Source organism: Pseudomonas sp. PH1b (assembly GCF_000633395.1).
Classification (GTDB): Bacteria; Pseudomonadota; Gammaproteobacteria; order Pseudomonadales; family Pseudomonadaceae; genus Aquipseudomonas.
Map to the genome: position 1 here is coordinate 331591 of NZ_AYMU01000009.1, position 13981 is coordinate 345571.

Here is a 13981-nt window from a genome sequence, read left to right on the forward strand (position 1 = left end):
TGACCAACAGTGTTACAAGATCCAATGCATTACATATTCGCTAACGATAGAAATATCTAATACATACAGCAACAAAAAACCGGGCACTAGGCCCGGTTTCTTGTTTCAGACTGACGTCTTACTCAGCGGATACAGCTTCACCGCCGACAGCACGATCAACCAGTTCAACGTACGCCATAGGAGCGTTGTCGCCAGCGCGGAAACCGCACTTGAGGATGCGCAGGTAGCCACCCTCACGGGTAGCGTAACGCTTGCCCAGGTCGTTGAAGAGCTTACCAACGATGGCTTTCGAACGAGTACGGTCGAAAGCCAGACGGCGGTTAGCCAGGCTGTCTGTCTTGGCCAAAGTGATCAGCGGCTCGGCAACGCGGCGCAGTTCTTTAGCTTTCGGCAGTGTAGTTTTGATCAGCTCGTGCTCGAACAGCGACACCGCCATGTTTTGGAACATGGCCTTGCGGTGCGAGCTGGTGCGGCTCAGGTGACGCCCACTTTTACGATGACGCATGGTTCATTCCTTACCAAACACAACGTTCGGTGATTACGACGATCAGGCAGTCGCCTTGTCGTCCTTCTTAAGACTTGCAGGCGGCCAGTTGTCGAGGCGCATGCCGAGGGACAGACCGCGGGAGGCCAGAACGTCCTTGATTTCAGTCAAGGATTTCTTGCCCAGGTTCGGAGTCTTCAACAGTTCTACTTCGGTACGCTGAATCAGGTCGCCGATGTAGTAAATGTTTTCCGCCTTAAGGCAGTTAGCCGAACGTACAGTCAGTTCCAGATCGTCAACCGGGCGAAGCAGGATCGGATCGATCTCGTCTTCTTGCTCGACTACCACTGGCTCACTGTCACCTTTGAGGTCGACGAACGCAGCCAACTGCTGTTGCAGGATGGTTGCAGCACGGCGGATAGCCTCTTCAGGATCCAGGGTACCGTTGGTTTCCAGATCAATAACCAGCTTGTCCAGGTTAGTACGCTGCTCGACACGGGCGTTTTCCACCACGTATGCGATACGGCGAACCGGGCTGAACGAAGAGTCAAGCTGCAAGCGACCAATGCTGCGGCTTTCGTCTTCATCGCTCTGACGCGAGTCGGCCGGTTCATAACCACGACCACGAGCTACTACGAGCTTCATGTTCAGGGCGCCGTTAGACGCCAGGTTAGCGATTACGTGATCGGGGTTAACGATCTCGACATCATGATCCAGCTGAATATCGGCAGCGGTAACCACCCCCGAACCCTTCTTCGACAAGGTCAGCGTAACTTCGTCACGGCCGTGCAGCTTGATAGCCAGACCTTTAAGGTTCAACAGGATTTCAATTACGTCTTCCTGTACACCTTCGATGGCGCTGTACTCGTGGAGCACACCGTCAATCTCGGCCTCGACTACTGCACAGCCGGGCATTGAGGACAACAGGATGCGGCGCAGCGCGTTGCCCAGGGTGTGGCCAAAACCACGCTCGAGAGGCTCGAGGGTGATCTTGGCGCGGGTTGGACTGACAACCTGCACATCAATATGGCGGGGTGTCAGGAACTCATTTACCGAAATCTGCATGGATGCACCTATTTTCTAGCCCTTACTTGGAGTAGAGCTCGACAATCAGGCTTTCGTTGATGTCGGCGGACAGATCACTGCGAGCTGGAACGTTCTTGAAAACGCCCGACTTCTTCTCAGTGTCTACTTCTACCCATTCTACGCGGCCACGTTGAGCACACAGATCGAGAGCTTGGACAATGCGAAGTTGGTTTTTTGCTTTCTCGCGAACAGCAACCACGTCACCAGCACGAACCTGGAAGGACGGAACGTTAACGGTCTGACCGTTTACGCTGATCGACTTGTGCGATACCAGCTGACGGGATTCGGCACGAGTCGAACCGAAGCCCATGCGGTATACAACGTTGTCCAGACGGCATTCGAGCAGTTGCAGCAGGTTTTCACCGGTTGCGCCCTTCTTGCCAGCTGCTTGTTTGTAGTAACCGCTGAATTGACGCTCGAGTACGCCGTAGATACGACGAACTTTTTGCTTTTCACGCAGCTGGGTACCGTAGTCGGATTGACGACCACGACGCTGGCCATGGATGCCAGGAGCTGCTTCGATGTTGCACTTGGATTCGATAGCGCGCACGCCGCTCTTCAGGAAGAGATCGGTGCCTTCGCGACGAGCCAGTTTGCATTTTGGACCAATGTAACGAGCCATTCTTTACAATCTCCTGGATTACACGCGGCGCTTCTTCGGCGGACGGCACCCGTTGTGCGGGATTGGCGTCACGTCGGTGATGCTGGCGATCTTGTAGCCACAGCCGTTCAAAGCGCGGACTGCGGATTCACGACCTGGACCTGGGCCCTTGACGTTAACGTCGAGGTTTTTCAGGCCATATTCCAGCGCAGCTTGACCAGCACGCTCAGCAGCTACTTGAGCAGCGAACGGGGTGGACTTGCGAGAACCGCGGAAACCCGAACCACCGGAGGTTGCCCAGGAAAGAGCGTTACCTTGACGGTCGGTGATGGTCACGATGGTGTTGTTGAAAGACGCGTGGATGTGGGCGATGCCATCAACCACTGTCTTTTTAATCTTTTTACGAGGACGAGCAGCAGGTTTTGCCATGACTAAATTCCTGTCGATTCGCTGGTGCGATTACTTGCGGATCGGCTTACGCGGACCTTTGCGAGTACGCGCGTTGGTCTTGGTACGCTGACCGCGCACTGGAAGACCACGACGATGGCGCAGACCGCGGTAGCAGCCCAGATCCATCAAGCGTTTGATTTTCATGTTGATTTCGCGACGCAGGTCACCTTCAGTGGTGAACTTCGCCACTTCGCCACGCAGCTGTTCAATTTGCTCGTCGCTCAGATCCTTGATCTTCGCAGCTGGGTTGACCCCAGTCACCGCGCAGATTTTCTGCGCAGTAGTGCGACCAACACCATAGATGTAGGTCAGCGAGATAACAGTATGCTTGTTATCTGGAATGTTAACGCCTGCAATACGGGCCATTCAGTGGGACTCCAATTGACAGCTACCTACGCCCCGGAAGCCAAGAAATAGGGCGCGAGATAATATCGCTGTAATAACAAATAATCAACCCGGCAGCGCACTAGCTGCCGGGCTTGAAGCACAATCACACTCAGCCTTGGCGCTGTTTGTGACGCGGTTCCGCGCTGCAAATTACTCGAACAACACCTTCGCGGCGAATAATCTTGCAGTTACGGCACAGCTTTTTCACCGATGCACGAACTTTCATCACCAACTCCTCGAACCTTATGGATTAGCGCAGCATGCCGCTGCCGTAACCCTTCAGGTTGGCTTTCTTCATCAGGGATTCGTACTGGTGGGAAACGAGGTGCGATTGTACTTGGGACATGAAGTCCATAACAACCACGACCACGATCAGCAACGAGGTCCCGCCAAGGTAGAACGGAACGTTTGCAGCAACCACCAGGAACTGGGGCAACAGACAGACGGCCGTCATATATAGAGCACCGAACATGGTCAAGCGGGTCAGAACGCCATCAATGTAGCGCGCAGACTGCTCACCTGGACGGATGCCCGGAATAAAGGCACCGGACTTCTTCAGGTTTTCCGCTACGTCTTTCGGATTGAACATCAACGCCGTATAGAAGAAGCAGAAGAAAATAATCCCTGCACTAAACAGCAGAATATTCAACGGCTGACCAGGAGCGATCGACTGCGAGATGTCCTGCAACCAGCCCATACCTTCAGACTGACCGAACCAGGCACCCAACGAAGCCGGAAACAGCAAAATGCTGCTCGCGAAAATAGCAGGAATAACACCGGCCATATTCACTTTCAGCGGCAAGTGGCTGGTCTGCGCAGCAAACACCTTACGGCCCTGCTGACGCTTGGCGTAGTGAACAGCAATACGACGCTGACCACGCTCAATGAACACCACAAAACCGATAATCGCTACTGCCAGCAAACCGATCGCAACCAAGGCGAAAATATTGATATCACCCTGACGTGCAGACTCGAAAGACTGCCCGATCGCTCTCGGAAGACCGGCGACGATACCTGCGAAAATCAACATCGAGATACCGTTGCCAACACCACGCTCAGTAATCTGCTCACCCAGCCACATCATGAACATCGCACCAGCCACAAAAGTGGATACCGCGACGAAATGGAAGCCAAAGTCACCAGTGAACGCAACGCCCTGCCCGGCCAGACCAACGGACATGCCGATAGCCTGAACCAGAGCGAGGACGACAGTGCCGTAGCGGGTGTACTGGCTGATCTTGCGACGGCCAGCTTCACCTTCCTTCTTCAACTGCTCCAGCTGCGGGCTGACGGCGGTCATCAGCTGCATGATGATCGATGCCGAAATGTACGGCATGATCCCCAGTGCAAAAATGCTCATCCGCTCCAGCGCGCCGCCGGAAAACATGTTGAACAAGCTAAGAATGGTCCCCTCATTCTGTCGAAACAGGTCTGCGAGTCGGTCCGGGTTGATACCTGGAACCGGGATGTGTGCGCCTATTCGGTAGACGATAATCGCCAGGAACAGAAAACGCAGACGAGCCCAGAGTTCAGACATACCGCCTTTGCCGAGCGCAGAGAGAGCACCTTGCTTAGCCATTTATTCCTCGAACTTGCCGCCAGCTGCTTCGATAGCCGCACGCGCACCTTTGGTGGCGGCGATACCCTTGATGGTCACAGCGCGAGTAACTTCGCCGGACAGCATGATTTTCACACGCTGAACGTTGACGTTGATCACGTTGGCATCTTTCAGGGACTGCACGGTAACGATGTCGCCTTCCACTTTAGCCAGCTCGGACAGACGCACTTCTGCGCGGTCCATGGCTTTCAGGGAAACGAAACCGAACTTCGGCAGACGACGATGCAGCGGCTGTTGACCGCCTTCAAAGCCTGGAGCAATGGTGCCACCGGAGCGGGAAGTCTGACCTTTGTGACCACGGCCACCAGTCTTACCCAAACCACTACCGATACCACGGCCCGGACGATGCTTTTCGCGACGGGAACCCGGCGCTGGACTCAGATCATTGAGTTTCATCGATTAACCCTCGACACGCAGCATGTAGTAAGCCTTGTTGATCATCCCGCGATTCTCGGGAGTATCCTGGACTTCTACAGTGTGACCGATGCGACGCAGACCCAGACCCTTAACGCACAGTTTGTGGTTAGGGATGCGGCCGGTCATGCTTTTGATCAGCGTTACTTTAACGGTAGCCATGATCAGATAATCTCCTGGACGCTTTTGCCACGCTTGGCGGCAATGGATTCAGGGGACTGCATTGCCTTCAAACCCTTGAAAGTGGCGTGAACCACGTTTACTGGGTTAGTCGAGCCGTAGCACTTGGCCAGAACGTTCTGAACGCCAGCAACTTCGAGGACAGCACGCATAGCGCCGCCAGCGATGATACCGGTACCTTCAGAAGCAGGCTGCATGTAAACCTTGGAAGCGCCGTGGGCGGACTTCATGGCGTACTGCAGAGTGGTGCCGTTCAGATCAACTTGGATCATGTTGCGACGAGCAGCTTCCATTGCCTTCTGGATCGCAGCAGGCACTTCACGCGACTTGCCACGGCCGAAGCCAACACGGCCCTTACCATCACCAACCACGGTCAACGCGGTGAAAGTGAAGATACGGCCGCCTTTAACGGTTTTGGCTACGCGGTTAACTTGAACCAGCTTCTCAATGTAGCCTTCGTCGCGCTTTTGGTCGTTATTTGACATAACTTAGAACTCCAGCCCAGCTTCACGAGCAGCATCAGCCAGCGCCTTGACGCGGCCGTGGTACTTGAAGCCAGAGCGGTCGAAAGCCACCTGCGAGACGCCAGCGGCTTTAGCACGCGTAGCGACCAGCTGGCCAACCTTAGTGGCCGCGTCGATGTTGCCAGTGGCGCCATCACGCAGTTCTTTATCCAAAGTCGAGGCACTTGCCAGGACTTTGTTGCCGTCGGCCGAAATGACCTGGGCGTAGATGTGCTGCGAAGAGCGGAACACGCAGAGACGCACGACTTCGAGTTCGTGCATTTTCAGGCGTGCTTTGCGAGCGCGACGCAGTCGAGTAACTTTTTTGTCGGTCATTTGCTATGCCCTACTTCTTCTTGGCTTCTTTACGACGGACGACTTCGTCCGCGTAGCGCACACCTTTACCTTTGTAAGGCTCTGGTGGACGGAAGTCGCGGATCTCAGCGGCCACTTGACCTACCAGCTGCTTATCGATGCCCTTGATCAGGATATCGGTCTGGCTAGGAGTCTCAGCGGTGATGCCTTCCGGCAGTTCGTAATCCACTGGATGCGAGAAGCCGAGGGCCAGGTTCAGCACTGTGCCTTTTGCTTGTGCCTTGTAACCAACACCGACCAGCTGGAGCTTGCGCTCGAAGCCTTGGCTTACGCCTTGGACCATGTTGTTTACCAGAGCACGAGTGGTACCGGCCATTGCACGCGTTTGTTGGTCGCCATTGCGAGCAGCAAAACGCAGCTCACCAGCTTCCTCAACGATTTCAACGGACGAGTGAACGTTCAGTTCGAGAGTGCCCTTGGCACCCTTCACCGAAAGCTGTTGGCCGGCGAATTTAACTTCGACACCAGCTGGCAGCTTAACGGGGTTCTTAGCGACGCGAGACATGCTTATCCCCCCTTAGAACACAGTGCAAAGAACTTCGCCGCCGACACCGGCAGCGCGCGCAGCACGATCAGTCATCACACCTTTGTTGGTGGAGACGATAGACACGCCAAGACCGCCACGTACTTTCGGCAGTTCTTCAACGGACTTGTACTGACGCAGGCCTGGACGGCTAACGCGCTTCACTTCTTCGATGACCGGACGGCCTTCGAAGTACTTCAGCTCGATGGACAGCAGAGGTTTGATTTCGCTGCTGATCTGATAACCCGCGATGTAACCTTCGTCCTTCAGGACTTTTGCTACAGCCACCTTCAACGTGGAAGACGGCATGCTTACGACGGACTTTTCAGCCATCTGGGCATTACGGATTCGAGTTAGCATGTCCGCTAACGGGTCCTGCATACTCATGGGCTAGATGCTCCTGATACAAAAAGAATTAGCCTTGCGGCTACAACTGTCGCCGAGAAATTCCGGGCAAAAAACACGGGCTCAGGCGAGCCGGTCATTCTAGACACACCCCAGAAATGAATCAAGCCCCAAAAGGGGCTTGATTCACGTTCAAGGCCACCGGTTATCGGCTTCTTGCGAACCCGACAACCGCGACTTTGATAGCTATTACCAGCTGGCTTTAACCAGACCTGGTACGTCACCACGCATGGCAGCTTCACGCAGCTTGTTACGGCCAAGGCCGAACTTGCGGTAAACGCCGTGCGGACGACCAGTCAGGCGGCAGCGGTTACGCATGCGCGAGGCGCTTGCGTCACGTGGCTGCTTCTGCAGAGCTACGGTAGCTTCCCAACGAGCTTCTGGACTTGCGTTCAGATCCACGATGATAGCTTTCAGCGCTGCACGCTTGGTGGCGTACTTGGCAACGGTGAGCTGACGCTTCAGCTCACGGTTTTTCATGCTCTTCTTGGCCATTTTCCTACTCCAATCAGTTGCGGAACGGGAATTTGAAAGCACGCAGCAGAGCGCGGCCTTCATCATCGTTCTTGGCAGTGGTGGTCAGGGTAATGTCCAGACCGCGGAGAGCATCGATCTTGTCGTAATCGATTTCCGGGAAAATGATCTGCTCTTTCACGCCCATGCTGTAGTTGCCACGACCATCGAAGGACTTGGCATTCAGGCCGCGGAAGTCGCGAACCCGAGGCAGGGAGATCGACAGCAGACGATCCAGGAACTCGTACATACGCTCACGGCGCAGGGTCACTTTGACGCCGATCGGCCATCCTTCGCGGACTTTGAAGCCAGCGATGGATTTACGAGCGTAGGTCACAACGACTTTCTGGCCGGTGATCTTTTCCAGGTCAGCAACAGCATGCTCGATGACTTTTTTGTCGCCGATAGCTTCGCCCAGACCCATGTTCAGGGTGATTTTGGTAACGCGCGGAACTTCCATCACGTTCGAAAGCTTAAGTTCTTCCTTAAGTTTCGGAGCGATTTCCTTCCGGTAAATCTCTTTTAGTCGTGCCATGGTCTTCTACCTAGCAGTGTTCAAGCATCAACCGCTTTTTGGGTCGACTTGAAGACACGAATTTTTTTGCCGTCTTCTACTTTGAAACCAACGCGGTCAGCCTTGTTGGTTTCGCCGTTGAAAATGGCGACGTTGGAAGCGTGCAGTGGCGCTTCTTTCTCGACGATACCGCCCTGTACGCCCGACATCGGGTTAGGCTTGGTATGACGCTTGACCAGGTTCAGGCCACCGACAACCAGACGGTCATCAGCCAGAACCTTAAGCACCTTACCGCGCTTACCTTTGTCTTTGCCGGCGATCACGATGATCTCGTCGTCACGACGAATCTTTTGCATGTCGGATCTCCTTACAGCACTTCTGGGGCGAGCGAGACGATCTTCATGAACTTCTCAGTACGAAGTTCACGGGTCACTGGCCCAAAGATACGGGTGCCGATCGGCTCTTGCTTGTTGTTCAACAGAACAGCAGCGTTGCCATCAAAGCGGATGATGGAGCCGTCAGCACGACGAACGCCATGGCGAGTGCGGACTACAACAGCAGTCATCACTTGGCCTTTTTTCACCTTACCGCGAGGAATTGCTTCCTTGACGGTAACTTTGATGATGTCACCGATACCAGCGTAACGACGATGGGAGCCACCCAGCACCTTGATGCACATAACGCGGCGAGCGCCGCTGTTATCGGCCACATCGAGCATGGATTGAGTCTGAATCATATAATTTCTCCGACCCCTAGCCCTTAGACTTCCACAGCGCGTTCGAGAACATCAACCAGGGCCCAAGACTTGGTCTTGGCCATCGGACGAGTTTCACGAATAGTGACTTTGTCGCCGATGTGGCACTGGTTGGTTTCGTCGTGCGCGTGCAGCTTAGTCGAACGCTTAACGTATTTACCGTAGATAGGGTGCTTAACGCGACGCTCGATCAGAACGGTGATGGTCTTGTCCATCTTGTCGCTGACAACACGGCCAGTCAGCGTACGGACAGTTTTTTCGGCTTCAGCCATGATTACTTACCTGCCTGCTGGTTGAGCACAGTCTTCACGCGAGCGATGTCACGCTTAACTTGCGAGAGCAGATGAGACTGCCCCAACTGGCCAGTTGCTTTCTGCATGCGCAGATTGAACTGGTCGCGCAGCAGGCCGAGCAGTTGCTCGTTCAGCTGCTGTGCGGATTTTTCACGAAGTTCATTCGCTTTCATCACATCACCGTCCGTTTAACAAAGGAGGTGGCGAGCGGCAGCTTTGCAGCAGCCAGGGCGAAAGCCTCACGCGCCAGCTCTTCAGAAACACCCTCGATTTCATACAGGACTTTGCCTGGCTGAATCTGGGCAACCCAGTATTCGACGTTACCCTTACCTTTACCCATCCGAACTTCGAGTGGCTTCTTGGAAATAGGCTTGTCCGGGAATACACGGATCCAGATCTTGCCGCCACGTTTTACGTGACGGGTCAGAGCACGACGCGCTGACTCGATCTGACGAGCGGTGAGACGACCACGAGCAACAGACTTCAGCGCGAACTCGCCGAAGCTGACTTTGCTACCGCGCAGTGCCAGACCACGGTTGTGACCGGTCATCTGCTTGCGGAACTTCGTACGCTTTGGTTGCAACATTTGGCGTACCCCTTACTTAGCAGCTTTTTTACGAGGCGCAGGTGCTTGTGGCTTCAGTTCTTCTTGGCGACCACCAATTACTTCGCCTTTGAAGATCCAAACCTTCACACCGATCACACCGTAAGTGGTGTGAGCTTCGTAGGTGGCATAGTCGATATCAGCACGCAGGGTGTGCAGTGGCACACGACCTTCGCGATACCATTCAGTACGTGCGATTTCTGCACCGCCGAGACGACCGCTCACTTGGATTTTGATGCCTTTGGCACCAATGCGCATGGCGTTCTGTACGGCGCGCTTCATAGCGCGACGGAACATTACGCGACGCTCCAGCTGCTGAGCTACGCTCTGCGCAACCAGCATACCGTCGAGCTCCGGCTTGCGGATCTCTTCGATATTGATGTGCACAGGCACACCCATTTGCTTGGTCAGGTCCTGACGCAGCTTCTCAACATCTTCACCTTTCTTGCCGATCACGATGCCGGGACGAGCGGTGTGGATGGTGATGCGTGCAGTTTGAGCCGGACGATGGATATCGATACGGCTTACGGACGCGCTTTTTAGTTTGTCTTGGAGATACTCACGCACATTCAGATCTGCGAGCAAATAGTCCGCATAAGTCCGACCGTCTGCGTACCAGACGGAGGTGTGCTCCTTGACGATTCCCAGGCGAATGCCAATGGGATGTACTTTCTGACCCATCTCTTCGACTCCGTTACTTGTCAGCAACCTTGACAGTGATATGGCAAGACCGCTTGACGATGCGATCAGCACGGCCTTTGGCACGTGGCATGATGCGCTTCAGCGAACGCCCTTCGTTGACGAAAACGGTGGAGACCTTCAGGTCATCAACGTCTGCGCCTTCGTTATGCTCGGCGTTGGCTACGGCCGACTCCAGCACTTTCTTCATGATCTCGGCGGCTTTCTTACTGCTGAAAGCCAACAGGTTGAGCGCTTCGCCCACCTTCTTCCCGCGGATCTGGTCGGCGACCAAGCGGGCTTTCTGGGCGGAGATTCGAGCGCCCGACAACTTAGCGGCTACTTCCATCGTTCCTTACCCCTTAACGCTTGGCTTTCTTGTCAGCCACGTGCCCGCGATATGTACGGGTACCGGCGAACTCGCCCAGTTTGTGGCCGACCATGTCTTCGTTCACGAGAACTGGAACATGTTGACGACCGTTATGCACAGCAATGGTCAGACCGACCATTTGTGGCAGGATCATGGAACGGCGCGACCAGGTCTTAACTGGTTTGCGATCGTTCTTTTCCGCCGCCACTTCGATCTTCTTCAGTAGGTGAAGATCAATAAAAGGACCTTTTTTCAGAGAACGTGGCACTGTCGTATCCCTCTATTTACTTGCGACGACGGACGATCATTTTGTCGGTACGCTTATTACCACGAGTCTTCGCGCCCTTAGTCGGGAAGCCCCATGGCGATACCGGATGACGACCACCAGAGGTACGACCTTCACCACCACCATGTGGGTGGTCAACCGGGTTCATGGCAACACCACGAACGGTTGGGCGAACGCCACGCCAGCGTTTGGCACCAGCTTTACCCAGCGAACGCAGGCTGTGCTCGGAGTTCGAGACTTCGCCCAGGGTCGCACGGCACTCAGCCAGCACTTTACGCATCTCACCAGAACGCAGACGCAGGGTCACATAGACACCTTCACGAGCGACCAGCTGAGCCGAAGCACCAGCCGAACGAGCGATTTGCGCGCCTTTACCTGGCTTCAGTTCGATGCCGTGTACGGTGCTACCAACTGGAATGTTGCGCAGTTGCAGAGCGTTGCCCGGCTTGATCGGTGCCAGAGCACCTGCGATCAGCTGGTCGCCAGCGCTCACGCCTTTAGGGGCGATGATGTAGCGACGCTCGCCATCTGCGTACAGCAGCAGAGCGATGTGAGCAGTACGGTTTGGATCGTATTCGATACGCTCGACAGTGGCAGCGATGCCATCTTTGTCGTTGCGACGGAAGTCGACCAGACGATAATGCTGCTTATGACCACCACCAACGTGACGGGTGGTAATGCGGCCATTGTTGTTACGACCACCAGACTTCGACTTCTTCTCGAGCAGCGGTGCGTGAGGAGCGCCTTTATGCAGCTCCTGATTGACCACCTTGACCACAAAACGGCGGCCAGGGGAAGTCGGTTTGCATTTAACGATTGCCATGATGCACCCCTTCCTTACTCAGCACTGCTGCTGAAATCGAGATCTTGGCCTGGCTGAAGGGAGATAACTGCCTTCTTCCAGTCATTACGCTTGCCCAGACCGCGAGCGGTACGCTTGCTCTTACCCAGAACATTCAGGGTAGTAACACGTTCCACTTTCACGCTGAACAGGCTTTCGACGGCCTTCTTGATTTCCAGCTTGGTTGCATCAGTAGCAACCTTGAAAACGAACTGGCCTTTCTTGTCTGCCAGAACCGTAGCCTTCTCGGAAACGTGCGGGCCAAGCAGAACTTTAAATACGCGTTCCTGGTTCATCCCAGCAGCTCCTCGAATTTCTTCACGGCCGACACAGTGATCAACACTTTGTCGTATGCGATCAGACTAACTGGATCGGAACCTTGCACGTCACGTACATCAACGTGTGGCAGGTTGCGAGCAGCCAGGTACAGGTTCTGATCAACAGCGTCCGACACGATCAGAACATCGGTCAGGCTCATGTTGTTCAGCTTGCCCAGCAGATCTTTGGTTTTCGGAGTTTCAACAGCGAAATCCTGAACCACGACCAGACGATCAGTACGCACCAGCTCAGCAAGGATGGAACGCATTGCTGCGCGATACATCTTCTTGTTCAGCTTCTGGGAGTGATCCTGAGGACGAGCTGCGAAAGTGGTACCGCCGCCACGCCAGATTGGGCTACGGATAGTACCGGCACGAGCACGGCCAGTACCTTTCTGACGCCATGGGCGCTTGCCGCCACCGGAAACGTCGGAACGGGTCTTTTGCTGCTTGCTACCTTGACGGCCGCCGGCCATGTAGGCCACGACTGCTTGGTGAACCAGCGTCTCGTTGAATTCGCCGCCAAATGTCAGTTCGGAAACTTCGATCGCTTGAGCGTCATTTACATTTAATTGCATGTCAGCTTCCCCTTAACCGCGAGCCTTGGCCGCCGGACGTACAACCAGGTTGCCGCCAGTAGCGCCAGGAACAGCACCCTTGACCAACAACAGATTGCGTTCAGCGTCGACGCGCACTACTTCCAGGGACTGCACGGTCACGCGCTCAGCGCCCATATGACCGGACATTTTTTTGCCCTTGAATACACGACCAGGAGTCTGGCACTGGCCAATAGAGCCCGGGACGCGGTGGGAAACGGAGTTACCGTGGGTGTTATCTTGACCGCGGAAATTCCAACGCTTGATGGTACCGGCGAAGCCTTTACCTTTCGACTGACCGGTAACATCTACCAGTTGGCCAGCTGCGAAGATTTCTGCATTGATCAGATCGCCAGCTTGGTACTCGCCTTCTTCAAGACGGAATTCCCAAACGCCACGACCGGCAGCTACGTTCGCTTTAGCGAAGTGACCTGCTTGAGCAGCAGTCACGCGCGAAGCACGACGCTCACCTACAGTGACCTGCACTGCACGATAGCCATCGGTTTCTTCAGTTTTGAACTGGGTGACGCGATTCGGCTCGATCTCAATGACCGTGACCGGAATGGAGACACCTTCTTCGGTGAAAATACGGGTCATACCGCATTTACGACCGACTACACCAATAGTCATGTTGTAAACCTCATGAGTGTACGGGGCTTTCACCCGCTATGGCCGCCCATTTCAGAGCGTTACACGACTAAGACCGAGTCTTAGCCGAGGCTGATCTGCACTTCCACACCGGCCGCAAGATCAAGCTTCATAAGAGCATCAACGGTTTTATCCGTTGGCTGGACGATGTCCAGTACGCGCTTATGAGTACGGATTTCGTACTGGTCACGCGCGTCTTTGTTGACGTGCGGGGAGACCAGAACGGTAAACCGCTCTTTACGGGTAGGCAGTGGAATAGGACCACGCACTTGAGCACCAGTACGTTTCGCGGTTTCCACGATTTCCTGGGTGGATTGGTCGATCAGTCGATGGTCAAAAGCCTTCAACCTGATACGGATTTGCTGATTTTGCATTGGATTTCAGACTCCGGCTGCTATTCCCACCGGGCGCACTGCGCCCGTTAAAAGGAGGCGCAATTCTATAGACGCCCCTGATAGGTGTCAACCCAATAAAAAAGCCCCCGCAATGCGGGGGCTTTTTTCAAATCATCGACTATTACTCGATAACTTTGGCTACGACG

At 54.6% G+C, this 13981-nt stretch carries 28 protein-coding genes; all 28 read right to left on the bottom strand.

Annotated features, from left to right (window positions below; all coding sequences use genetic code 11):
* Positions 1-118: 118 nt before the first annotated feature.
* Entirely contained in the window at positions 119-505 is a 387-nt protein-coding gene (gene rplQ / locus U873_RS0116990; RefSeq protein WP_007924175.1) for a 50S ribosomal protein L17, read from the bottom strand.
* A gap of 42 nt (positions 506-547) precedes the next feature.
* Entirely contained in the window at positions 548-1549 is a 1002-nt protein-coding gene (gene rpoA, locus U873_RS0116995) for a DNA-directed RNA polymerase subunit alpha (protein WP_007970428.1), read from the bottom strand.
* 22 nt (positions 1550-1571) lie between these two features.
* Complete coding sequence (gene rpsD / locus U873_RS0117000; protein WP_025129398.1) at positions 1572-2192, bottom strand: 30S ribosomal protein S4; 621 nt, start codon at positions 2190-2192, stop codon at positions 1572-1574.
* Positions 2193-2210: 18 nt separating this feature from the next.
* Positions 2211-2600 carry a 30S ribosomal protein S11 gene (rpsK, locus tag U873_RS0117005; protein WP_007924177.1) on the bottom strand — a complete coding sequence of 130 codons (390 nt, stop codon included), beginning with the start codon at positions 2598-2600 and terminating at the stop codon, positions 2211-2213.
* Between the two features lie 30 nt (positions 2601-2630).
* Positions 2631-2987 carry a 30S ribosomal protein S13 gene (gene rpsM / locus U873_RS0117010; RefSeq protein WP_003186020.1) on the bottom strand — a complete coding sequence of 119 codons (357 nt, stop codon included), beginning with the start codon at positions 2985-2987 and terminating at the stop codon, positions 2631-2633.
* A gap of 130 nt (positions 2988-3117) precedes the next feature.
* Positions 3118-3234: a 50S ribosomal protein L36 gene (rpmJ, locus tag U873_RS36160; RefSeq protein ID WP_002555468.1), complete on the bottom strand. Its 117-nt coding sequence runs from the start codon at positions 3232-3234 to the stop codon at positions 3118-3120.
* A 24-nt stretch (positions 3235-3258) separates the two neighbouring features.
* Positions 3259-4587, bottom strand: a complete 1329-nt coding sequence (gene secY, locus U873_RS0117015) for a preprotein translocase subunit SecY (RefSeq protein ID WP_007924182.1) — start codon at positions 4585-4587, stop codon at positions 3259-3261.
* Positions 4588-5022 carry a 50S ribosomal protein L15 gene (gene rplO / locus U873_RS0117020; protein ID WP_025129399.1) on the bottom strand — a complete coding sequence of 145 codons (435 nt, stop codon included), beginning with the start codon at positions 5020-5022 and terminating at the stop codon, positions 4588-4590.
* A 3-nt stretch (positions 5023-5025) separates the two neighbouring features.
* A complete protein-coding gene (rpmD, locus tag U873_RS0117025) occupies positions 5026-5202 on the bottom strand; it encodes a 50S ribosomal protein L30 (protein WP_003176408.1) in 177 nt (58 codons plus the stop codon).
* A gap of 2 nt (positions 5203-5204) precedes the next feature.
* The gene (gene rpsE, locus U873_RS0117030; RefSeq protein ID WP_007924184.1) at positions 5205-5705 is read right to left on the bottom strand and encodes a 30S ribosomal protein S5; all 501 of its coding nucleotides are present in this window, start codon (positions 5703-5705) and stop codon (positions 5205-5207) included.
* Positions 5706-5708: 3 nt separating this feature from the next.
* Positions 5709-6059: a 50S ribosomal protein L18 gene (gene rplR / locus U873_RS0117035; protein WP_003186037.1), complete on the bottom strand. Its 351-nt coding sequence runs from the start codon at positions 6057-6059 to the stop codon at positions 5709-5711.
* 10 nt (positions 6060-6069) lie between these two features.
* On the bottom strand, positions 6070-6603 hold the full coding sequence (gene rplF / locus U873_RS0117040) for a 50S ribosomal protein L6 (RefSeq protein ID WP_025129400.1): 534 nt from the start codon (positions 6601-6603) through the stop codon (positions 6070-6072).
* Positions 6604-6615: 12 nt separating this feature from the next.
* Complete coding sequence (gene rpsH / locus U873_RS0117045; RefSeq protein ID WP_011063773.1) at positions 6616-7008, bottom strand: 30S ribosomal protein S8; 393 nt, start codon at positions 7006-7008, stop codon at positions 6616-6618.
* Between the two features lie 207 nt (positions 7009-7215).
* Positions 7216-7521 (bottom strand): 30S ribosomal protein S14, encoded by a 306-nt coding sequence (gene rpsN, locus U873_RS0117050; RefSeq protein WP_003228726.1) that lies wholly within the window; start codon positions 7519-7521, stop codon positions 7216-7218.
* 13 nt (positions 7522-7534) lie between these two features.
* On the bottom strand, positions 7535-8074 hold the full coding sequence (rplE, locus tag U873_RS0117055) for a 50S ribosomal protein L5 (RefSeq protein WP_003210069.1): 540 nt from the start codon (positions 8072-8074) through the stop codon (positions 7535-7537).
* A 20-nt stretch (positions 8075-8094) separates the two neighbouring features.
* Positions 8095-8409 carry a 50S ribosomal protein L24 gene (gene rplX, locus U873_RS0117060; RefSeq protein ID WP_007896770.1) on the bottom strand — a complete coding sequence of 105 codons (315 nt, stop codon included), beginning with the start codon at positions 8407-8409 and terminating at the stop codon, positions 8095-8097.
* Between the two features lie 11 nt (positions 8410-8420).
* On the bottom strand, positions 8421-8789 hold the full coding sequence (gene rplN, locus U873_RS0117065) for a 50S ribosomal protein L14 (protein ID WP_002555479.1): 369 nt from the start codon (positions 8787-8789) through the stop codon (positions 8421-8423).
* Positions 8790-8812: 23 nt separating this feature from the next.
* Complete coding sequence (rpsQ, locus tag U873_RS0117070; protein WP_003194644.1) at positions 8813-9079, bottom strand: 30S ribosomal protein S17; 267 nt, start codon at positions 9077-9079, stop codon at positions 8813-8815.
* A gap of 2 nt (positions 9080-9081) precedes the next feature.
* A complete protein-coding gene (rpmC, locus tag U873_RS0117075; RefSeq protein ID WP_002555481.1) occupies positions 9082-9273 on the bottom strand; it encodes a 50S ribosomal protein L29 in 192 nt (63 codons plus the stop codon).
* Positions 9273-9686 (bottom strand): 50S ribosomal protein L16, encoded by a 414-nt coding sequence (gene rplP, locus U873_RS0117080; RefSeq protein WP_003228729.1) that lies wholly within the window; start codon positions 9684-9686, stop codon positions 9273-9275. The genes rpmC and rplP overlap by 1 nt, the downstream gene beginning before the upstream one ends.
* A 12-nt stretch (positions 9687-9698) precedes the next feature.
* Positions 9699-10385: a 30S ribosomal protein S3 gene (gene rpsC, locus U873_RS0117085; RefSeq protein WP_007924192.1), complete on the bottom strand. Its 687-nt coding sequence runs from the start codon at positions 10383-10385 to the stop codon at positions 9699-9701.
* Between the two features lie 13 nt (positions 10386-10398).
* The gene (gene rplV, locus U873_RS0117090) at positions 10399-10731 is read right to left on the bottom strand and encodes a 50S ribosomal protein L22 (protein WP_003103908.1); all 333 of its coding nucleotides are present in this window, start codon (positions 10729-10731) and stop codon (positions 10399-10401) included.
* Positions 10732-10744: 13 nt separating this feature from the next.
* Positions 10745-11020: a 30S ribosomal protein S19 gene (gene rpsS / locus U873_RS0117095; RefSeq protein ID WP_002555486.1), complete on the bottom strand. Its 276-nt coding sequence runs from the start codon at positions 11018-11020 to the stop codon at positions 10745-10747.
* A 16-nt stretch (positions 11021-11036) separates the two neighbouring features.
* Positions 11037-11861 carry a 50S ribosomal protein L2 gene (gene rplB / locus U873_RS35280; RefSeq protein ID WP_011063775.1) on the bottom strand — a complete coding sequence of 275 codons (825 nt, stop codon included), beginning with the start codon at positions 11859-11861 and terminating at the stop codon, positions 11037-11039.
* Positions 11862-11875: 14 nt separating this feature from the next.
* Positions 11876-12175 carry a 50S ribosomal protein L23 gene (rplW, locus tag U873_RS0117105; RefSeq protein ID WP_002555488.1) on the bottom strand — a complete coding sequence of 100 codons (300 nt, stop codon included), beginning with the start codon at positions 12173-12175 and terminating at the stop codon, positions 11876-11878.
* Positions 12172-12774, bottom strand: a complete 603-nt coding sequence (gene rplD / locus U873_RS0117110) for a 50S ribosomal protein L4 (protein ID WP_007924200.1) — start codon at positions 12772-12774, stop codon at positions 12172-12174. The genes rplW and rplD overlap by 4 nt, the downstream gene beginning before the upstream one ends.
* 12 nt (positions 12775-12786) lie before the next feature.
* A complete protein-coding gene (gene rplC / locus U873_RS0117115; protein ID WP_007924205.1) occupies positions 12787-13422 on the bottom strand; it encodes a 50S ribosomal protein L3 in 636 nt (211 codons plus the stop codon).
* An 80-nt stretch (positions 13423-13502) separates the two neighbouring features.
* The gene (rpsJ, locus tag U873_RS0117120; RefSeq protein ID WP_003186070.1) at positions 13503-13814 is read right to left on the bottom strand and encodes a 30S ribosomal protein S10; all 312 of its coding nucleotides are present in this window, start codon (positions 13812-13814) and stop codon (positions 13503-13505) included.
* Between the last annotated feature and the right edge of the window lie 167 nt (positions 13815-13981).